The following is a 20,364-nucleotide window of genomic DNA, read 5'->3' as shown; positions in this document are numbered from 1 at the left end:
CCCGTCGCGCTCGACACGCACCGTCGTATTCTCCCCCACCCGCCAGCCGGGCTATCGTCATCGCCGTGCGTCTGTACGCCGCTTATGGCTCAAACCTGGACCCCGCTCGCATGCGCGCCTACTGCCCGCATTCGCCGATGGTGGACACCGGCTGGCTGGAAGGGTGGCGGCTCACCTTCGCGGGCGAGGGCGTCATCGGCTGGGAGGGCTCCGTCAGCACCGTGGTCGAGTCCCCGGGCGACCGGGTCTTCGTGGCGCTCTACGACATCCACCCGTACGACGCCGCGCAGCTCGACGAGATCGAGGGCGTGACCGCCGAGACGTACCGGAAGCTCACCGTCCGTATCTCCACGCTCGACGGGGACGTGACCGCGTGGGTCTACGTCTTCGACGGGTACGAGGGCGGCCTGCCGACGTCGTGGTACCTGTCCGAGATCGCGAACGCGGCGGAGAAGGCGGGCGCGCCGGACGACTACGTCACCGAGCTGCGCTCCCGCCCCACCGGCACCGCCTCCGCGTAGCGCGTATCGCACGCGTCCAGTCTCCCCGGCCGGTCCCCCGGCCGGGCGGCGACCCCGGGTCCGGGTCGCCTATCACACACCCGTGGCGGTGACCGTCCGCTCGTACATGTCGGTCCAGCGCGCCTCGCGCAGCCCGACCGAGCGGTAGAGGGTCACCGGGACGGTCGGGTTGGCCAAGTCGACGCCCAGCCCGGCGGCGGCCCGGCCCTTCGCCGCGTACGTGGCGAAGGCCCGGCGCAACAGCGCCGCCCCCACCCCGCGCCGCCGGTACGCGGGCAGCACCGACAGCGTGCGTACCCAGCCCATGTCGTGCTCCACCGCCTGGTCGGAGGACTGGAGGGCACCGGCCGGCTCCCCGTCGACCTCGGCGACGAACCACTCGTGCCACACCTTGCCGTACGACGGGAGCTGCTCCCGCCACCCCGCGAAGCCGAGCGGCTCGTAGTCCGGGGTGTCCCGGAACGCGGTGTCGAAGATCCGATGGAACTCCCGCAGGTCGGCCTCGTCGTCGGGGCGCAGCGGCCGGATGGTCACCCCGGCCGGCGGGACCGGCTCGGCGGGCAGGTCGGCCAGCGAGCGGGTCATCCGGACGTACCGCTTGATCCGGGTGAACCCCGCCTCGACCAGTTCGGCCGCCCAGCGCGTCTCCGGGGCGAAGACACCGCTGCGTACGGTCAGGGCGGGCAGGTCGCGCTCGGCGGCCCGCTCGGCGACCCGGTCGAGCACCCGGGCCAGCAGCGGGGCGCGCAGGTCCGCGCCGCGGTCGGGGTCGACCAGGACGTCGACGAACTCCCGGCCCACCCCGGTCGGGTTGTCGATGATCGACCAGGCGACCGCGACGCCGTCCGGGTCGGTGACCAGCCACGAGTCCCGGGCCGGGTCGAAGAAGGGTGCGGTCAGCGCGGATCTGACGTCCTCTTCGTCGAAGTCGGGGTGGCCGACCGCGAAGGTGTCGGCGGCGTGCACCACCTTCAGGATCCCGGGCACGTCGTCGAGGGTGGGGCGGCGGGCGGTCCAGCCGGCGGGGAGCGTCACGCCGCCGATCCTGGCAGCCCGCCCGGCGACCACGCCTCCCATTTATCCGCCGCGCAGGTGCAGCTTGGCGGCGGTGAGCAGGTTGAGCAGCTCCGCCCCCTCGCCCGGGGCGAGCGCCCGGAACGCCGTCGAGGCCAGCCGGTCGGTCACCGCCTCGGCCCACAGCCGCCGCCGCACCAGCGGCCCGACCGGCGGGTACGGGGGCGACCAGCCGCAGGCGGCGGCCCCCGCCTCCCCCTCCGGCCCGGCCAGCACCGCCTCCAGCGGGGTCATCCCGGCCGCCCGGACGGCCAGCAGGTACGCCCCGGCGAAGTGCTCGCGGAGCAGCAGCAGCGCGACGGCCACCCGTGCGCCCGCCGAGCGGTCCGGCACCGGCATGGACCGCCAGGCGGCGAAGAGCGGCATCCCGCTGCTGTCGGCCGCCGCGGTCGCCCGCGCCAGCAGGCCGGCCAGTCGGGGCGCCTGGGGCGCGTCGCCCAGTTGCTCGGCGCCCCACCGGCAGCACTCGGCCAGGTTCGCGCCGGCCACCTCCAACGGCCGGACCGTACGGGCGGCGGCGTCCCAGCCGTCGGCGACCGCCTCCGGGGCGATGAAGCCGAGCGCGGCGGCGACCGTCTCGGCCCGGACGTCACCGAGCGCGCCGGCCCGGCCGGTGATGTAGAACGCCCAGCCGGAGATGCCGAGCAGCCGGGCGCGGCGCAGCGTCGCCGGACGGCGGGAGAAGGTCTCCCCGAGCGCCAGCACCAGCGGCTTGCTGGCGGCGGCGACCTGCACCGGAGTCATCGACGGGGCACCGCCGTCCATCCACCGTGGTCATCCATCCCGATCAGTCTGCCCGGTCGTCGGCCGCGTCGGCATCCCCCTCTTCGGCGTCCAGCGCCTCCATCGCCGCCTCCACCTCACCGGTCCGCCGACGGGCGGCGGTGACCGAACGTTCGGCGCCCCGTCGGGCCAGCTTGGCTCGGCTCAGCTCCTGCTCGGCGACGGCCCGGCGGCGTTCCAGCTCGGCCAGTTCGGTCTCGATCCGGTCCAGCGTCGCGGTGCCGTCCCGTTCGGACCGGACAGCCTCGGCCAGCTCCTGCTCGGCCCGGTCCTGGTCGCCGCGGGCCTTCGCCAGCTCGCGGTCCAGCGCGCGACGGCGTCTCGCCCGTTCGGCCCGGGCCGCCCGCTCGGCGGCCTGCTCGTCGCGGGCCCGCCGGGTCCCGGCCGGCTCGGGTACGGGCGGCTCCTCCGCGCCACCGGTGACCAGCCGCAACTGCGGCCGGGGCACCTCGCCGAACCCGGCGTAGTGGGTGGCCCGGAGCAGCCGGCCGGCCCGGATCTGCTCGGCCACCCCGGTGTCGGACAGGGCGGCGTTGAGCGTCGCCTCCACCTCGGCGAGCGGCAGCTTGCCGGCCGGCGGGGCGTCCGGTTCGGCGGTGGCCAGCTTGCGTACCTCGCCGACCAGCGCGCCGACGACGGCCCGGCGCTGCGCGGAGAGTTCGCGCAGCTTGCCACCGCGCAGTTCGCGTTGGGCGACGCGCAGCGACTCGGCGAGCTGGGCCAGGTCGGCGACCAGCTCCGGCCGCCGGATGGCCAGCAGGTTGACCAGCCACGCGGCGACGGTGGGCCGGCGCAGCCGGCCGATCTCCCGGGCCGCCTTCGGGTCGCCGGCCTGGCGCGCCTCGGCGACCGCCGCGTCCCGGGCCGCGACGAACCGGTCCGGCGGCGTCGCGTAGAGCCGCTGGACCAGTTCCGGGGGTGGACCGGCCATCGCCGGTCAGGCGTCGATCCGGGTGCCCGGTTCGAGACGGCGGTAGTCGGTCTTCGACAGCGCGGTGTACTGCCGGTCGTAGATGCCGAAGCCGTTGCCGTTGAGCAGCCCGTCGTGCAGCGCGTACGCGCGGCGCGGGGCCACCGCCCGCATGAACTCCACCACCTCGGAGAACTTCGACCAGGGCGCGTGGATCGGGGCGAAGAGGGTGTCCACCTGGATGTCGTCGGGTACGAACAGCGAGTCGCCCGGGTGGTAGACGACGTCGTTGAACACGTAGCCCACGTTCTGGATCACCGGGATGTCGGGGTGGATGACGGCGTGCTGCCCGCCGTACGCCCGGACCGGGACGCCGGCGGCGGTGAACGACTCACCGGGCGCGACCACGACCAGCGCCTCGGCGGCGTCACCGAGGACGCCGGCGAGCGAGGCCGGACCGTTGACGGTGAACGGGCGGCGCTCCAGCGCCCGGGTCAGCGCCTCGATGTTCACGTGGTCCGGGTGCTCGTGGGTGATCAGCACCGCGTCCGCCCCGTCCAGCGCCTCCGGTTCGCTGTAGACCCCGGGGTCCACCACGAGCACTCCCCCGTCGTGCTCCAGCCGGACACAGGAGTGGCCGTACTTGGTGAGCTGCATCGTGACTCCTCGATTATCGAATCGTGACGTCCTGAGCGCAGTCTGCCGGAACCGGCGCGCTGGCGCGCCGCGTCCGAGGTATCGACCCCGGGGCGGGGTCGTCGAGGATCGGAGCGGGGAATGAGCGAGTGTCAGCGGACGAATCATCGGTGCGGCGCCGTGTTGTCTCAGGCCGGCGCCGAGCGCAGCGAGGTGACGGCATGAGCGTGGGAGGAAGACGTCTCCGGGCCGTGGCGCTGGCGGCGGTGGGACTGGTGGCGGTGCTGGCCGTGGGGGCCTGCTCCGCCGACGGCGGCAACAGCGCCAGTGATTCCGGGGCAGGGCCCGCCATGGGCAGCGCCGCCGACGAGGCCGGGGCGGCCAAGGTGGCAGGCGGCGCCGACCAGGACAAGGCCGCGGCGGGCGGATCGGGCGCGGCCGACCTGCGGGTGGACCAGCGATCGATCATCTACACCGGAACGATGCAGGTCCGGGTGGACGACGTGGAACGGGCGGCTCGGGAGGCGATCGCCCGGGTCCGCGCGGCGGGTGGATTCGTCGGTGGCGACCAGCGGTCCAGCGAGTCGGCGGACGCCCGGGCCGAGCTGACCCTGCGGGTGCCGGCCGACCGGTTCACCGCGGTCATCGACGGACTCGCGGGGCTCGGCAAGCAGGAACGCCGCGAGATCCGCACCGAGGACGTCACCGAGGAGACCGTCGACCTGGATGCCCGGATCGCCACCCAGCGGGCCCGGGTGGACAGCGCCCGGAAGCTGCTGGCCCGGGCCACCTCGATCAACGACCTGGTCACCCTGGAGAACGAGGTGGGCCGGCGGGAGGCCGACCTCGCGTCGCTGGAGGCGAAGAAGCGCCGGCTCGCCGACCTGACCGCGCTCTCCACGATCACCGTGACCTTCGTCGGTCCGCACGCCGTGACCGTCGAGAAGGACGACGAGCTGGGCTTCCTGGTCGGGCTGCGGGGCGGCTGGTCGGCGTTCCTGAGCTCGCTGACCGTGGCCCTCACCGTGCTGGGCGCGGTGCTGCCGTTCGCGCTGGTGATCGGCGTACCGGTGGGGGTGGTGATCTGGTTGGCGCGGCGTCGGCGGCCGCGGCGGGCACCGCCGGCCGGCCCGGCGCCGATGGTGCCGGGCCCGGCCGGGCCGGTGGGTGGTCCGGCGCCTAGCGCGCCGCCGCCAGTGCCCGCAGCGCGGTCTGGACCATAAGGCGTACGCCGACCGGGATGGCGCGCTCGTCCACGTCGAACGAGGCCCGGTGCAGGTCCACATTGGGCCCGTTCCGGCCGACCCCGAGGCGGGCGAGCGCGCCCGGCACGTGCTCCAGGTACCAGGAGAAGTCCTCGCCGCCCATGCTCTGCGGGGTCTCCGCGATCCCCTCGGGGCCGAGGGCCGCGGCCGTGGCGGCGGTGAGCACGCCGATGGCCCGGGCGTCGTTGGTGACCGGCGGCCGGCCGCGCAGGTACTCCAGGTCGACGGTGGCGCCGGTGGGCGCGATCACGTCGCGGACCACCTGGGCCACGATCTTCGGGGCCTGGTCCCAGGTGTCGCGGTCCATCACCCGTAGCGTGCCGGCGGCGCAGGCCTCGGAGGGGATGACGTTGTAGCGGGTGCCGGCCGAGGCGTGGCCGAACACCAGCAGCAGCCCGCTGTTGGCCGGCACCCGGCGGCTGACGAGCGTCGGCACCTCGGTGACCAGCCGACCGAGCGCGTCGACCAGGTCGACCGTGAGGTGCGGGCGGGCGGTGTGCCCGCCCGGGCCGGTGAGCCGGACGGTGACGTTGTCGGCGGCGGCGGTGATCGGGCCGACCCGCAGGCCGACCCGGCCGACCGGCAGGTTCGGGTCGCAGTGCACGGCGAAGATCTGCACCACGTCGTCCAGGCCGCCGGCCTCGATGACCTCCAGCGAGCCGCAGGGCAGGATCTCCTCGGCCGGCTGGAAGATGAGCCGGACCCGGCCGTCGAGCTGGCCGAGGTCGGCGAGCTGGGCGAGCAGCATGCCCACGCCGAGCATCACGGTGGTGTGCACGTCGTGCCCGCAGGCGTGGCAGACGCCGTCCACGGTGGACCGGTACGGCACGTCCTTCGGGTCGGTCAGCGGGAGGGCGTCGATGTCGGCGCGGAGGGCGATCACCGGGCCGTCGGGGCGGCCGTCGATGTCGCAGATGACGCCGTTGCCCTTGGGTAGCAGGCGCGGTTTCAGCCCGGCGAGGGAGAGCTCCCGGTGGATCAGCGCGGCCGTCTCGAACTCCTCACCGGAAAGCTCCGGATGGGAGTGGATATGACGTCGGGTGGCGATGAGGCCGGGTACCCGGAGCGCCAACAGATGGTCGAGCTCGAAAGGCAGGGGCTGGGACCCGGATGGCGCCTCCGGCCAGGACGACGCCAGCGGGCTGCCGGAAGGCAGCGTCAACGCACTCGTCACGTCGAATTCTCGATCACTAGAAGTGGATGGATCATCGGGCAGAACAGCAGACAGCCTAGACCTCCGACGGTGACGCTGGGCAACATCTTTCGCGTAGCGATCGGACCGCGCAGCGTCACGAATGCCCTGGTGGGAAGGCTCGAGTATCTGCGGGACAGCAGGTAGATCGCGGTCGTACGCCGTCATCTGCCCCACACCTCCTACAACGCGTAACCGATTCAGCGGTCACCAAATCCCGGGCCGCCGTTCCGAATTGTCGCATTAGTCGCGGCAATTAACTGCCACTCCGACAATTGCGCGACAACGGTCGGCTGCCGGACGACTCCCGACAGTGACATGACGACCGGAAGTGCGACCGCACAGCTTGTCCGTCCCGTTCACCCGATCGGGTTACCCGCATTCCCGATCCGCACACGCGCGTCACGGCCGGGGCCCCACTGCCCCACGGCTCCGACGGACGGGCCGGGCGACGTCGCCCGGGAGGTCCGCACCGAGGATGCCGCGGGCGGGCCGGCAGGCCCGAGCCCGCCGACACCTTCGCAGAGCCGACACCGCTTCCGCCGACGTGCGGGAGAACATCGACTGTACGCCGCGACGAGTACGTCCGCCCAGCTCAGACCGGGTTCGGACAGCACGACGGCCAGGCCGGGCGCCCGGGCGGGCACCGGCGGGCCGCACCGGGTCAGAACCGGTCGCTCGGCCGGTACGTCCCCCACACCTTCCGCAGCGTCCCGCACACCTCGCCGACGGTGGCCCTGGCACGCAGCGCCTCCCTCATCGGGTAGAGCACGTTCCCGGTGCCCTCGGCCGCGGCGCGCAGCTCCGCGAGGGCCCGCTCGACCGCACCCGAGTCCCGCTCGACACGCAGCTTCGCCAGCCGCTCCGCCTGCGCGACCTCGATCGCCGGGTCCACCCGCAGCGGCTCGTACGGCTCCTCCGCGTCGATCTGGAACCGGTTGAGCCCGACCACCACCCGGTCACCCGAGTCGATCTCCTGGGCGATCCGGTACGCGGACTGCTCGATCTCCCGCTTCTGGAAGCCCGCCTCGATCGCGTCCACCGCCGACCCGTGGTCGAAGACCCGCTGCATCAGCTCGTCCGCGGCCGTCTCGATCTCGGCGGTCATCGCCTCCACCACGTACGACCCGGCGAACGGGTCCACGGTCGCGGTCAGGTCCGTCTCGTACGCCAGCACCTGCTGGGTACGCAGCGCCAGCCGGGCCGCCTTCTCGGTGGGCAGCGCGATCGCCTCGTCGAAGCTGTTGGTGTGCAGCGACTGCGTGCCGCCGAGCACCGCGCCGAGCCCCTGGATCGCCACCCGGACCAGGTTGACCTCCGGTTGCTGGGCGGTGAGCTGCACGCCCGCGGTCTGGGTGTGGAACCGCAGCATCATCGACTTCGGGTTCTTCGCCCCGAACTCGTCGCGCATCAGCCGGGCCCAGATCCGCCGGGCCGCCCGGAACTTGGCGACCTCCTCCAGCAGGGTGGTCCGGGCGACGAAGAAGAACGACAGCCGGGGCGCGAAGTCGTCCACGGCCAGCCCGGCGGCGAGCGCCGCCCGGACGTACTCCACGCCGTTGGCCAGGGTGAACGCGATCTCCTGCGCGGGCGTCGCGCCGGCCTCGGCCATGTGGTAGCCGGAGATGGAGATGGTGTTCCACTTCGGCACCTCGGCCCGGCAGTACGCGAAGGTGTCGGCCACCAGCCGCAGCGAGGGCTTCGGCGGGAAGATGTACGTCCCCCGGGCGATGTACTCCTTGAGGATGTCGTTCTGGATGGTGCCGTTGAGCGCCGCCCCCGGCACCCCGGACTCCTCGGCCACGAGCTGGTAGAGCAGCAGCAGCACCGAGCCGGGCGCGTTGATGGTCATCGAGGTGGAGACCTTGTCCAGCGGGATGCCGTCGAAGAGCAGCCGCATGTCCTCGATCGAGTCGATGGCGACGCCGACCTTGCCCACCTCGCCGTGCGCGATCGGGTCGTCGGAGTCGTACCCCATCTGGGTGGGCAGGTCGAAGGCGACCGAGAGGCCCATGGTGCCGGCGCGCAGGAGCTGGTGGTAGCGCGCGTTGGACTCGGTGGCGGTGCCGAAGCCGGCGTACTGCCGCATGGTCCACGGACGCGAGGTGTACATCGTCGGGTAGACCCCGCGGGTGTACGGGTACCCGCCCGGGGCGCCCAGCCGCTCGGCCAGTTCCCCGGGGAGGTCGTCCGCCGTGTAGACGCCCTTGATCGGGAAACCGGACTCGCTCGACCGCCGTTCGCTCATCCCCGGATGGTAGGACGCGACGGGCCGTCGATGGCTGAGGGATAGGGCACACCCAGGGGTTCGGCGAGCCCCGGCAGGGGCTGAGTAGCTGACCGCGTACCGTCGAGTAGGTAAACGTCCGCCGCGTCGGGTTTCGCATCGGGCGTCGGAACCAGCAAGATAGGGGGGTTGTGTCCCAGCCCCCTCGATATCCCCCCGGTGGCTTTTCTGTGACTCAGATCCCGACGTGGAGCGGCGGACCAGTCAGTCCCCCCACTGGACGCGCGGCGCCCGGCACGACCATTGGCGGTCGCTACTCGCTGCGCTCTCCGGTGGGCAACGGCGGCATGGGGACGGTGTGGCGCGCCGCGGACACACTGCTGCGCCGCGACGTGGCGGTCAAGGAGGTAGTCCTCCCCCCGGGACTGGCGCCCAGCGACCGTGACGCGATGTACGAGCGGACCCTCCGCGAGGCCCGTGCCGCCGCCGCGATCCAACACCCCGCCGTGGTCCAGGTGTACGACGTGGTCACCGAGGGTGGCCGCCCGTGGATCGTGATGGAACTGCTGGACGCGCGCAGCCTGGCCGACATGGTGATCGAGGACGGGCCCGTCGCGCCCCGCGCGGTCGCCAAGATCGGCATCGCCCTGCTCGGCGCCCTGGAGGTGGCGCACGCGATCGGCGTGCTGCACCGCGACGTCAAGCCGGCCAACGTGCTCATCTGCACCGACGGTCGCTGCGTGCTGACCGACTTCGGCGTCGCCCGGATGCCCACCGACGTGCAGCTCACCACGCCCGGCATGGTCCTCGGGTCGCCGCACTTCATCTCGCCCGAGCGGGCGATGGGCCAGGATTTCGGCCCGCCGAGCGACCTGTTCTCGCTCGGCGTGACGCTCTACACCGCCGTCGAGGGGCGTCCCCCGTTCGACAAGGGCGACCCGATCGAGACCATGCACGCGGTGGTCGAGGACCCGCCGGCTCCCCCGCAGCGCAGCGGCCCGCTGACCCGGGTGCTGATGGGCCTGCTGGAGAAGGACCCGGCCCGACGGCTGGACGTGCACACCGCCCGGGGCATGCTGCGCGAGCTGCTCGCCGGCCCGCTGACCAGCAACGCCACCGCGGTCCACTCGGTCACCGACCCGTACGCGGTGGTGCCGGTGCAGCGGCCGTCCACGCCGCCCGCGATCATCGCGCCCGAGCCGAAGCCCACCGGCCAGATCGGCGGCCGGGCGATGATCGCCCCCGGCGAGTCGCTGACCGACCGGCTCGCGTCCCTGCGTCGCGGCGAGCGCCCCGAGCCGAGCGCCGGCTCGGCCGCCGCCGCGCTCGACGAGACCAGCGCGGACGCGCTGGCCGGCCCGCTGCACACGCCAACCGGCGCGATGCCCGCCGCCCCGGATGCCACCCAGCACATCTCGCCCGACGCCACGCAGCGCCTCGGCGGCCACCCGGACGCGACGCAGCCGGTCTACGGCCGCGGTGCCGACGCGACGCAGCCCGTCTACGGCCGCGGGGTCGACGCGACGCAGCCCGTCTACGGTCACGGGGTCGACGCGACGCAGCCGGTCTACGGCCGCGGCGCGGACGCCACCCAACCGGTCTACGCGGGCGCCCAGTGGTCGGTGCCCGGCAGCGGCCAGCCGTGGCCCACCGCCCCGGCCCCGGCGGCCGACGGTGGCGCGCTCGGCAAGGCTCGCGGCGTGGGCAACCAGATCGTCGGCACCGTCAAGGGCTGGCCGCGCAAGGTGCAGCTCGGGGTGGCCGGCGGCGTCGCCGTGCTGCTGCTGATCACCGTGATCGCTCTCAACAGCGGCGGCGACGAGGCCCAACCGCCGGTCGGGGGCCCGGCGCCCACCGCCAGCGCCGCGGCTCCGTCGGTGGAGACGCAGGCTTTCTCGGGCAAGGGCGTCAGCGTCCAGGTGCCCAAGGGCTGGCAGCGGCAGACCGGCGGCGTGTACGTCGACTTCATCGACCCCGAGGACAACGGACGCAAGGTCCGCGTCCTCGCGGAGGACTGGAAAGGGAACTCGATCAGCTGGGCGGAGTTCGCCTCGCGGAATCTCCGGAAGAAGGCCGCCGAGAGCAAGACCTGCCCGGCGCCGTACGCCGAGGTGTCGGTGACCGAGCAGAAGCTGGCCGGCGAGCCGGCGGGCGAGCTGGAATACACCTGCGGTGAGGGCGACAGCATGCGCCACGGGGTATGGCGTGGCGCGGTGAAGAACGGCAAGGTCTACTCGTTCTACCTCTCCTCCACCGATGCCAGATTCGCCGAGAGCAAGCCGATCTTCGACGCGATGGTCCAGTCGTTCCAGATTGCCGGGGGCAACTGAGCCGAGGCCGACGGAGAGTGGTGATCCGCCGCCGTGCTATCAAGGGGCAATGGCGGCGGATACCACTGACCTTGACGAACTTCGCGAGCGAGCCCTCCGGTGGCTCGACGACGACCCCGACCCGGCCAGCCGGGACGAGCTGCGCGCTGTCCTGGACGGGCTGCCGGGCAGCGCGCCGGAACTGGCCGACCGGTTCGCCGGGCCACTGACCTTCGGCACCGCCGGGCTGCGCGGCCCGCTGCGCGCCGGCCCGAACGGCATGAACCTCGCGGTGGTCACCCAGGCCGCCGCCGGGCTGGTCGCCTGGCTCGCCCAGCAGGGCGGCACGGGTCCGCTGGTCATCGGGTACGACGCCCGGCACGGCTCGCGGGCCTTCGCGGAGCGCACCGCACAGGTCGCCACCGGCGCGGGTCGCCCGGCCCTGGTGCTGCCCCGCCCGCTGCCCACCCCCGTGCTGGCGTACGCGGTGCGGCACCTCGGCGGGGTGGCCGGCGTCATGGTCACCGCCAGCCACAATCCGCCGCAGGACAACGGCTACAAGGTCTACCTCGGCGCGCAGCTCGGCGGGGAACTCGGCGCGGGCGCGCAGATCGTGCCGCCGGCCGACGCCGGCATCGAGGCGGCCATCCGGGCGGTCGGCCCGCTGGCGAAGGTGCCGCTCGGCCCGGCCGGCGAGGTGCTCGGCGACGACCTGGTCGCCGCGTACGTGGAACGGGCCGCCGCGGTGGTCGACCCGGCCGGACCGCGCGACCTGAAGGTGGCGTACACGCCGCTGCACGGGGTGGGCGCCACGGTGCTGACCGCCGCGTTCGCCCGGGCCGGGTTCCCGACCCCCGGCGTGGTGCCCGACCAGGCCGAACCGGATCCGGCGTTCCCGACGGTGAACTTCCCCAACCCGGAGGAGCCGGGCGCGGTGGACAAGCTGGTCGCGCTGGCCGACTCGACCGGCGCGGACCTCGCCATCGCCAACGACCCGGACGCGGACCGCTGCGCGGTGGCGGTACCGGAGGGCGGCACCTGGCGGATGCTGCGCGGGGACGAGGTGGGTGCGCTGCTCGCCGACCACCTGATGCGTCGCGGGGTCACCGGGCTCTACGCCACCACCATCGTGTCGTCGTCCCTGCTGCGGGCGATGTGCACGGCCCGGAACCTGCCCTACGACGAGACGCTGACCGGGTTCAAGTGGATCGTCCGGGGCGGTGGCGGGAGCCAGCCGCTGGTCTTCGGGTACGAGGAGGCGCTCGGCTACTGCGTCGCGCCGGAGCACGTACGCGACAAGGACGGCATCACCGCCGCGCTGACCGTCGCCGAACTGGCGGCCGGCCTCAAGGCCGGGGGCCGTACGCTCACCGACCGGCTGGACGAGCTGGCCGCCGAGTTCGGCGTGCACCACACCGACCAGCTCTCGGTGCGGGTGGACGACCTGCGGTTGATCGCGCAGATGATGACGCGACTCCGGGCGGCCACCCCGACCTCGCTGCTCGGTCACCCGGTGACCGAGGCGTCCGACCTGATGCCCGGCGCGGACGTGGTGATCCTGCGTACCGACACGGCCCGGGTGGTGATCCGCCCGTCCGGCACCGAGCCGAAGCTGAAGGCGTACCTGGAGGTGGTGGAGCCGGTCGCGGACGGCGACGTGCCCGCGGCCCGCGCCCGCGCGACGGCCGCGGTGGCGGCCCTGCGCACCGAGGTGGCCACCGTCCTCGGCCTCTAGCGCTGAGCACGGGCCCCTGTCGACAAGGGGCCCGTGCTCACCGGAGGCGTCGACAGGGGCTCACGGCTCGCGCTTGCCGAGCGCGGCGTCGACGGCCTGGGCGAGGGCGGCGACCACCAGGCTGACGGAGGGGCGGACGACGCTGTCGTCCAGGCCGACGGTGCCGGAGAAGCCGGCGACCCCGGCGATCTCCTCCAGCCGGCGGTGGGCGTCCCGGGCGCCCTCGCCGGTCAGGCCGAGCGCCGGTTCCATCCGCAGCACCGCCATCAGGGTGGCCAGCGCCGCGGTCCGCTCGTCGGGGAGTTGGCCGGCGGCCAGCGCCTCGGCCAGCCGGCGGCGGGAGTCCGCCTCCACCGAGGCGTCGACGACCGGGTACCGGTGCACGTGGATGAAGCCCAGCTCGGTCTCGTCGACGTCCCGGACCACGCCCCGGCCGCACAGGTCGCCGAGGATCCGGTCGCGCAGGCCGTGCCGCAGCCGCTGCACCCACGACGACGGGGTGTGCGGGGTGTCGGCGGCGATCCGGACGAGGACCTCGTCGGCGATCGGCTCGCCGGTCGGCGACGGGTCGATCACCGCCAGGGAGCCATCCGCGTACGCGATCCGGCCGGCCAGGGCCAGCTCGACCAGCACCGCGGCGGCCATCCCGAGATCAAGACTGATCCGGGGCATGGTCGCCTTGCCGGTCTCGTCGTCGTACGCGAGGAGCAGCAGCTCTTCGGCGAGCGCAACACCAGTCATGGCCCGGAACGCTAACGCCTCTCCCCGCCCCCGAGGCGCCAACGCGCCGCAGCGTGTCGATCATGGGCGGGTGGCGACGGTTTTCCGGCTTTTGTGGCCCTCGTCCGCCGCCACAACTCCATGATCGACGCCGGCTGCGGGGTCAGAAGCGGGGCATGCCGCCGAACTGGCGGTCGCCGGCGTCGCCGAGGCCCGGGACGATGAACATCCGGTCGTTGAGGCCCTCGTCGATGGAGGCGGTGACCAGGCGCAGGGGGAGGCCGGAGCGCTCCAGCCGCTCGATGCCGACCGGCGCGGCGAGGACGCAGAGCACCGTGATGTCGGTGCAGCCGCGGTCGGCGAGCAGCCGGCAGCAGTGCTCCAGCGAACCGCCGGTGGCCAGCATCGGGTCGAGCACCAGCACCGGCAGGCCGGTCAGGACGCGGGGCAGCGACTCCATGTAGGCGCGCGGCTCGAACGTCTCCTCGTCGCGGGCCAGGCCGACGAAGCCCATGGACGACTCGGGCAGCAGACCGAGCGCGGCGTCGGCCATGCCGAGACCGGCCCGCAGGACCGGCACGAGCAGCGGCGGGTTGGCCAGCCGGGTGCCCTCGGTGGCGGTGACCGGGGTCTGGATCGGGTACTTCTCGACGGGGAACGAGCGCGCGGCCTCGTACACCAGCATGGTGGTGAGTTCGCGCAGCGCGGCCCGGAACGACGGCGAGTCGGTCCGGGCGTCCCGCATGGCGGTCAGCCGCGCCTGGGCGAGCGGGTGGTCAATGACGTGTACGTCCACGAACGCTCAACCTACCGGGCGGCCTCGCCGCGCACCGCACGCGCCGGCTGGCCAGCGACCTCGCTCACGTGTGGCACCCACAACCAGGCCGCCGTGACCAAGATCACACCCCGGCGGGATGCGTACTATTCACGCCATGACGGCGACAGCGACGTCGGCCCGGTCGGACCTCTCCGAGCTGGGACGATCCGAGACCGCTCTGCGGACCTTCCTCCACGGCCTACCCGGCGTGGACCAGGTCGGCGCGGAGCAGCGGGCGGCACAACTCGGCACCCGATCCATCAAGACCACCGCCAAGGCCCAGGCGATCGACCTGGCGATCCGGATGGTCGACCTGACCACCCTCGAAGGGGCCGACACCCCCGGCAAGGTGCGGGCGCTGGCCACCAAGGCGCTGCGCCCCGACCCGGCCGACCCGTCCTGCCCGCACGTCGGCGCCGTCTGCGTCTATCCCTCCATGGTCCCGTACGTGGCCGAGGTGCTGCGCGGCAGTGGCGTGCACCTGGCCAGCGTGGCGACCGCCTTCCCGTCGGGCCAGGCCCCGCTGGACGTCAAGCTCGCCGACACCCGGGCGGCGGTCGCGGCCGGGGCCGACGAGATCGACATGGTGATCAACCGGGGCGACTTCCTGGCCGGCCGCTACCAGGCGGTGTACGACGAGATCGTCGCCACCAAGGAGGCGTGCGGGGACGCCCACCTCAAGGTGATCCTGGAGACCGGCGAGCTGACCACGTACGACAACGTGCGGCGGGCCTCCTGGCTGGCCATGCTGGCCGGCGCCGACTTCATCAAGACCTCCACCGGCAAGGTCCCGGTCGCGGCCACCCTGCCGGTGACCCTGGTCATGCTGGAGGCGGTCCGCGACTTCCGCGCCGCCACCGGGCGGCAGATCGGCGTGAAGCCGGCCGGCGGTATCAAGACCACCAAGGACGCGATCAAGTACCTGGTCATGGTCAACGAGACCGTCGGCGCGGACTGGCTGGACCCGGACTGGTTCCGGTTCGGCGCGTCCAGCCTGCTCAACGACCTCCTCATGCAGCGCACCAAGCTGAAGACCGGGGTCTACTCCGGTCCCGACTACTTCACCCTGGACTGAGCGCGATGTTCGAATACGCCCCCGCCCCCGAGTCGCGCTCGGTGGTGGACATCAAGCCCTCGTACGGGCTCTTCGTCGACGGAAAGTTCGTCGACCCGGTCGACGGCGGCAGCTTCAAGTCGATCAACCCGGCCTCGGAGGAGGTCCTCGCCGAGATCGCCGAGGCCGGCAACGAGGACGTGGACCGCGCGGTCCGCGCCGCCCGCAAGGCGTACCAGAAGGTCTGGGGCCCGATGCCGGGCCGCGACCGGGCCAAGTACCTGTTCCGGATCGCCCGGATCGTCCAGGAGCGCTCCCGCGAGCTGGCCGTGCTGGAGTCGCTGGACAACGGCAAGCCGATCAAGGAATCCCGGGACGTCGACGTACCGCTGGTCGCCGCGCACTTCTTCTACTACGCCGGCTGGGCCGACAAGCTGCCCCACGCGGGCTTCGGGCCGAACCCGCAGCCGCTCGGCGTGGCCGCCCAGGTCATCCCGTGGAACTTCCCGCTGCTCATGCTGGCCTGGAAGATCGCCCCGGCGCTCGCCGCCGGCAACACGGTGGTGCTGAAGCCGGCGGAGACCACCCCGCTGACCGCGCTGCTCTTCGCCGAGATCTGCCAGCAGGCCGACCTGCCGGCCGGCGTGGTCAACATCGTCACCGGCGCCGGCGAGACCGGCCGGGCGCTGGTCGAGCACCCGGGCGTCGACAAGGTCGCGTTCACCGGCTCCACCGACGTCGGCAAGGCCATCGCCCGCGCGGTCGCCGGCACCCGCAAGAAGCTCACCCTGGAGCTGGGCGGCAAGGCCGCCAACATCGTCTTCGACGACGCCCCGGTCGACCAGGCCGTCGAGGGCATCGTCAACGGCATCTTCTTCAACCAGGGACACGTCTGCTGCGCCGGCTCGCGGCTGCTGGTTCAGGAGTCGGTCGCCGACCGGGTGCTGGAGTCGCTCAAGCGCCGGATGGCCCAGCTCCGGGTCGGTGACCCGCTGGACAAGAACACCGACATCGGCGCGATCAACTCGGCCGCCCAGCTCGACCGGATCCGGGAGCTGTCCGAGGCCGGGGCCGCCGAGGGCGCCGAGCGCTGGTCGCCGCCGTGCGAGCTGCCCGAGCGCGGCTTCTGGTTCGCCCCGACGATCTTCACCGGGGTCACCCAGGCGCACCGGATCGCCCGCGAGGAGATCTTCGGCCCGGTGCTGTCCGTGCTGACCTTCCGCACCCCGGCCGAGGCGGTGGAGAAGGCGAACAACACCCCGTACGGGCTGTCGGCCGGGATCTGGACCGACAAGGGTTCCCGGATCCTGTGGATGGCCGACCGGCTCCGCGCCGGCGTGGTCTGGGCCAACACGTTCAACAAGTTCGACCCGACCTCGCCGTTCGGCGGCTACAAGGAGTCGGGCTACGGTCGCGAGGGCGGCCGGCACGGGCTGGAGGCGTACCTCAATGTCTGAGCGGGTCGCGGTACGCAAGACGTACAAGCTCTTCATCGGCGGGAAGTTCCCGCGCAGCGAGTCGGGACGGTCGTACATCGTGCAGGACTCCAACGTCTCCCTGGCCTCCCGCAAGGACGCCCGGGACGCGGTCGTCGCCGCCCGGGCCGCGGTGAAGGGCTGGGCCGGGGCGACCGCGTACAACCGGGGTCAGATCCTCTACCGGGTCGCCGAGATGCTGGAGGGCCGCCGCGAGCAGTTCGTCGCGCTCGGCGTACCGGCCGACGAGGTGGACGCGGCGATCGACCGCTGGGTCTGGTACGCCGGCTGGTCGGACAAGCTCCCCCAGGTGTACGGGGGCGCGAACCCGGTGGCCGGGCCGTACTTCAACCTGTCGGCGCCCGAGCCGACCGGCGTGGTGGCCGTGGTGGCCCCCGAGGCGCCGGCGCTGCTCGGCCTGGTCAGCGTGATCGCCCCGGCGATCGTCACCGGCAACACCGTCGTGGTGGCGGCCTCGCCGGCCGCGCCGCTGGCCGCGGTGACCCTGGCCGAGGTGCTGGCCACGTCCGACCTGCCGGGCGGGGTGGTCAACATCCTCACCGGCCGGATCACCGAGACGGTGCCGACGCTGGCCGGGCACATGGACGTCAACGCGATCGACCTGACCGGGGTGGCCGACGCCGAGCTGGCGGCGGAGCTGGAGGCCAAGGCGGCGGAGAATCTCAAGCGGGTGCTCCGGCCGGCCCCGGCCGACCAGGACTGGTCCACCGATCCGGGCGTCACCCGGATGACCGCCCTCCTGGAGACCAAGACCGTCTGGCACCCCAAGGGCGTCTGACCCGGGCGGGCCGCCCGAGGTCCAAGATCTGCACCAGCTCACGGAAAGAGTGGCCGCCGCACGTCGGATGGCCACTCTTTCCGTATCTGAGGGCCCTCCGTACCTACCGGCCGAGGGAATCTACTACGGGGGGTAGGATTGGGGGGTGACTCGGCTGGGCGATCTTGAGCGTGCGGTGATGGACGTGCTGTGGGACATGGACCCGGGCACGTCGGACGGGGTGACCGTGCGCGAGGTGGCCGATGCCCTGGACGGGCGGGAGCTGGCGTACACCACGGTGATGACCGTGCTGGACCGGCTCGCCGGCAAGGGCATGGTGCAGCGCCGGCGGGAGGGGCGGGCCTGGCGTTACCGGGCCGCGGCCAGCCGGGAGGCGCACATCGCCCAGCTCATGCTCGACGCCCTCGATCTCGGCGGCAGCCGGGACGCCGCGCTGGTGCGCTTCGCCCGCTCCGTGACCGGCACCGAGGCGGAGGTGCTGCGCGCGGCGCTGAGCGCCGAGGCCGGGCTGACGGACCGGGTCGAGGACCCGCGGGCCGGGCGGCCGGCGCTGGCCGACGAGGCGACGGACCGGTAGGGCGGCGGCCGTGGCGTACGCCGTGCACTTCGCCGCGAGCATCCTGGCCTGCTGGTTGACCGCGCAGGTCCTCGCCGTTTCGAAGTGGACCTGGCAGGCCCCGCGCGTGGCGATCGTCTGCTGGCAGGCGATCGGACTGGCGCTCGGTCTCTCCGCGATGGGCCTGCCGATGGCGCTCGGCCTGACCGCCTACGACCGGCCGACCGGGAGCGCGCTGCTCGCGCTCGCCACCGACCTGGCCCACGGCAGCCTGCCGGCCGGGGTCGGGGTGGTCCACCTCGGCCTGGTCGGGGTCGGCTTCGGCATCGGCGCGGTGCTGCTCACCACCACGGTCCGCAGCATTCACGGCACCATCCGCGCCCAGCGCCGGCACCGGGAGCTGCTCAGCCTGGTCGCCCGGCGGGACCCGACCGTGCCGGGCGCGCTGGTGCTCGACCACCCGAGCGCGGCCGCGTACTGCCTGCCGGGGGTGCGGCCCCGGGTGGTGGTCAGCGCCGGCACGCTCAGCCTGTTGGACCGCGCCGAGCTGGCCGCGGTGCTCACCCACGAGCGGGCGCACGCCGAGGAGCGGCACGACCTGGTGCTGCTGCCGTTCACGGCGCTCTGCCGGGCCCTGCCCTGGTTCGGCTGGGTGCGCCACGCACACGAGCGGGTGGCGCTGCTGGTCGAGATGCGGGCCGACGACAAGGCCCGCGAGCTGCACGCCGAGGCGCCGCTGGCCGGGGCGTTGCGCCGGTTCGCCGCCGCCGGGCACCGGATCACCCCGGCCGGCGCGCTCGGCCTCGGCGACCGCGACCTCGACGTACGGGTGCAGCGGCTGCTGGTCCCGGACCGGACGCCCCGGCTGCTCGGCGCCACCGCGCTGGCCGTCGCGACCACCGTGGCCGGCCTGCCGATCTCCCTCTTCCTGAGCTGACCGTCCCCTGGTTCGCGGACTCGCCATGGTGGCGCGCCAATAGGTAGGCAGGCTACGTGTAGGCTCCCTATGACAAGCGAGTCAACCCGTCCGTGGGAGAACGGCATGGACCCCCTGCTCCTCGCCCGCCTTCAGTTCGCCACCACCACCTCGATCCATTTCCTGTTCGTGGTGGTCACCCTCGGCCTGGTCACCCTGCTGGTCGGGTTGCAGACCGCCGGCTTCGTCACCGGCAAACCGGTGTACGAGCGACTGACCCGGTTCTGGGGCCAGCTCTACGTAATCAACTACGTGCTCGGCATCGCCACCGGAATCGTGATGGAGTTCCAGTTCGGGCTGAACTGGAGCGGCCTGTCGCGCTACGTCGGCAACGTCTTCGGCGCACCACTGGCCATCGAGACGCTGGTCGCCTTCTTCCTGGAGTCCACGTTCCTCGGCATGTGGATCTTCGGTTGGCACCGGCTGCGTCGGGGCGTCCACCTCGCGCTGCTCTGGGGCGTCGCGCTCACCGCGTACGCCTCGGCGTTCTGGATCATGGTCGCCAACTCCTGGCTCCAGCACCCGGTCGGCTACGAACTCCGCGACGGCGTGGCGCACCTCACCGACTTCGGCGCGCTGCTCACCAACCCCACCCTCGGCTTCGCGTTCGGGCACGTGGTCTCGGCGAGCCTGGTCACCGGCGGGATGCTGATGGCGGCGGTCAGCGCCTGGCACCTGATCCGGCGTACCCCGGACTTCGCGCTCTTCCGCAAGTCGCTGCGGCTCGGGCTGCTCACCTTCGCGGTCGCGGTGGTCTTCCTGATCGGGTTCGGCTTCGCCCAGTTCGGTTCGGTCGGGCAGGTCCAGCCCACCAAGTTCGGCGGGGGTGCGGACCGGGACGCGCTGGTCGCCGAGTGGACGACGAGGTTCGGTCCGGGCGACTACGCCCCGCCGGCGCTGTCCAACGACGGGCTCGGCTTCATGATCCTCATCGGAATGGCGCTCTTCTTCGGCATCCTGGTGGTGCCACTGCTCTGGCGGGACTGGATCATCCGGCTGCGCTTCCCGCTCTGGCTGGTCCTGCTCGCCCTGCCGCTGCCCTTCGTCGCGGTGATCCTCGGCTGGATCGCCCGCGAGGTCGGCCGCCAGCCCTGGGCCGCGTACGGGCTGCTGCCGACCGGGCAGGCCGTCTCACCGGTCGGCGCCGGCCTGATGCTCACCTCGCTGATCGGCTTCAGCCTGCTGCTCGGCGCCCTCGCCGTCGGCAACTGGGTGCTGCTGGCCCGGCACGCCGCCCGGGGCGCACACGACCCGGCCCTCGGCCGGCCGCCCGCGCCGGACACCGACCACCGCCCCGACCCCGTGTTCGCCTGAG

18 protein-coding genes are annotated in these 20,364 nt (G+C 73.1%); 10 read left to right on the top strand and 8 right to left on the bottom strand.

Annotated elements, in window-relative coordinates; translation table 11 throughout:
* Positions 1-65: 65 nt before the first annotated feature.
* Positions 66-521: a gamma-glutamylcyclotransferase gene (locus tag GA0070621_RS27215; protein ID WP_091201085.1), complete on the top strand. Its 456-nt coding sequence runs from the start codon at positions 66-68 to the stop codon at positions 519-521.
* A gap of 72 nt (positions 522-593) precedes the next feature.
* Here GA0070621_RS27215 and GA0070621_RS27210 read toward each other — a convergent pair whose 3' ends face one another.
* Genes GA0070621_RS27210 through GA0070621_RS27195 form a run of 4 tightly spaced genes read right to left on the bottom strand, consistent with a single transcriptional unit; the run spans position 594 to position 3,945 of the window.
* On the bottom strand, positions 594-1,556 hold the full coding sequence (locus GA0070621_RS27210; protein ID WP_091202903.1) for a GNAT family N-acetyltransferase: 963 nt from the start codon (positions 1,554-1,556) through the stop codon (positions 594-596).
* 42 nt (positions 1,557-1,598) lie between these two features.
* Positions 1,599-2,339, bottom strand: a complete 741-nt coding sequence (locus GA0070621_RS27205) for an SCO6745 family protein (RefSeq protein WP_091202901.1) — start codon at positions 2,337-2,339, stop codon at positions 1,599-1,601.
* 43 nt (positions 2,340-2,382) lie between these two features.
* A complete protein-coding gene (locus tag GA0070621_RS27200; protein WP_091201083.1) occupies positions 2,383-3,309 on the bottom strand; it encodes a coiled-coil domain-containing protein in 927 nt (308 codons plus the stop codon).
* A gap of 6 nt (positions 3,310-3,315) precedes the next feature.
* The gene (locus GA0070621_RS27195) at positions 3,316-3,945 is read right to left on the bottom strand and encodes an MBL fold metallo-hydrolase (protein ID WP_091201081.1); all 630 of its coding nucleotides are present in this window, start codon (positions 3,943-3,945) and stop codon (positions 3,316-3,318) included.
* 200 nt (positions 3,946-4,145) lie between these two features.
* On the opposite strand from GA0070621_RS27195, the gene GA0070621_RS27190 reads away from it, so the two are divergent.
* Positions 4,146-5,147, top strand: coding sequence for a DUF4349 domain-containing protein (locus tag GA0070621_RS27190; RefSeq protein WP_167667482.1), 1,002 nt, complete (start codon positions 4,146-4,148; stop codon positions 5,145-5,147).
* Here the strand turns inward: GA0070621_RS27190 and GA0070621_RS27185 are convergent.
* Entirely contained in the window at positions 5,104-6,363 is a 1,260-nt protein-coding gene (locus GA0070621_RS27185; RefSeq protein ID WP_091201079.1) for an amidohydrolase, read from the bottom strand. The genes GA0070621_RS27190 and GA0070621_RS27185 overlap by 44 nt on opposite strands.
* Positions 6,364-7,045: 682 nt before the next feature.
* Positions 7,046-8,629, bottom strand: coding sequence for an acyl-CoA mutase large subunit family protein (locus GA0070621_RS27180; RefSeq protein ID WP_091201077.1), 1,584 nt, complete (start codon positions 8,627-8,629; stop codon positions 7,046-7,048).
* 209 nt (positions 8,630-8,838) lie between these two features.
* Between GA0070621_RS27180 and GA0070621_RS27175 the strand changes: the two genes are divergently transcribed.
* Together GA0070621_RS27175 and GA0070621_RS27170 are read left to right on the top strand one after the other, a co-directional pair.
* Positions 8,839-10,938, top strand: a complete 2,100-nt coding sequence (locus GA0070621_RS27175; RefSeq protein WP_091201074.1) for a serine/threonine-protein kinase — start codon at positions 8,839-8,841, stop codon at positions 10,936-10,938.
* A 49-nt stretch (positions 10,939-10,987) separates the two neighbouring features.
* Positions 10,988-12,652 (top strand): phospho-sugar mutase, encoded by a 1,665-nt coding sequence (locus tag GA0070621_RS27170; RefSeq protein WP_091201073.1) that lies wholly within the window; start codon positions 10,988-10,990, stop codon positions 12,650-12,652.
* 60 nt (positions 12,653-12,712) lie between these two features.
* Here GA0070621_RS27170 and GA0070621_RS27165 read toward each other — a convergent pair whose 3' ends face one another.
* A complete protein-coding gene (locus GA0070621_RS27165) occupies positions 12,713-13,393 on the bottom strand; it encodes a GOLPH3/VPS74 family protein (protein WP_091201072.1) in 681 nt (226 codons plus the stop codon).
* 142 nt (positions 13,394-13,535) lie between these two features.
* A complete protein-coding gene (gene upp, locus GA0070621_RS27160) occupies positions 13,536-14,168 on the bottom strand; it encodes a uracil phosphoribosyltransferase (RefSeq protein WP_091201070.1) in 633 nt (210 codons plus the stop codon).
* 136 nt (positions 14,169-14,304) lie between these two features.
* On the opposite strand from upp, the gene deoC reads away from it, so the two are divergent.
* The 6 genes from deoC to GA0070621_RS27130 all read left to right on the top strand — a co-directional run bounded on the left by deoC (position 14,305) and on the right by GA0070621_RS27130 (position 20,363).
* On the top strand, positions 14,305-15,264 hold the full coding sequence (deoC, locus tag GA0070621_RS27155) for a deoxyribose-phosphate aldolase (RefSeq protein ID WP_091201067.1): 960 nt from the start codon (positions 14,305-14,307) through the stop codon (positions 15,262-15,264).
* 5 nt (positions 15,265-15,269) lie between these two features.
* Positions 15,270-16,700: an aldehyde dehydrogenase family protein gene (locus GA0070621_RS27150; protein ID WP_091201065.1), complete on the top strand. Its 1,431-nt coding sequence runs from the start codon at positions 15,270-15,272 to the stop codon at positions 16,698-16,700.
* Positions 16,693-17,517 (top strand): aldehyde dehydrogenase family protein, encoded by an 825-nt coding sequence (locus GA0070621_RS27145; RefSeq protein ID WP_091201063.1) that lies wholly within the window; start codon positions 16,693-16,695, stop codon positions 17,515-17,517. Before GA0070621_RS27150 ends, GA0070621_RS27145 begins: the two co-directional genes overlap by 8 nt.
* Before the next feature lie 145 nt (positions 17,518-17,662).
* Entirely contained in the window at positions 17,663-18,094 is a 432-nt protein-coding gene (locus GA0070621_RS27140; RefSeq protein WP_091201061.1) for a BlaI/MecI/CopY family transcriptional regulator, read from the top strand.
* Between the two features lie 10 nt (positions 18,095-18,104).
* Complete coding sequence (locus tag GA0070621_RS27135; RefSeq protein WP_091201059.1) at positions 18,105-19,010, top strand: M56 family metallopeptidase; 906 nt, start codon at positions 18,105-18,107, stop codon at positions 19,008-19,010.
* A gap of 105 nt (positions 19,011-19,115) precedes the next feature.
* Entirely contained in the window at positions 19,116-20,363 is a 1,248-nt protein-coding gene (locus tag GA0070621_RS27130; RefSeq protein WP_091201057.1) for a cytochrome ubiquinol oxidase subunit I, read from the top strand.
* Position 20,364 lies beyond the last annotated feature (1 nt).

The sequence above is a fragment of the Micromonospora narathiwatensis genome (genome assembly GCF_900089605.1).
Lineage (GTDB): Bacteria > Actinomycetota > Actinomycetes > Mycobacteriales > Micromonosporaceae > Micromonospora > Micromonospora narathiwatensis.
Note: the sequence above shows the minus strand (reverse complement) of the source record. Positions and strands in the feature narration are given on the sequence as shown.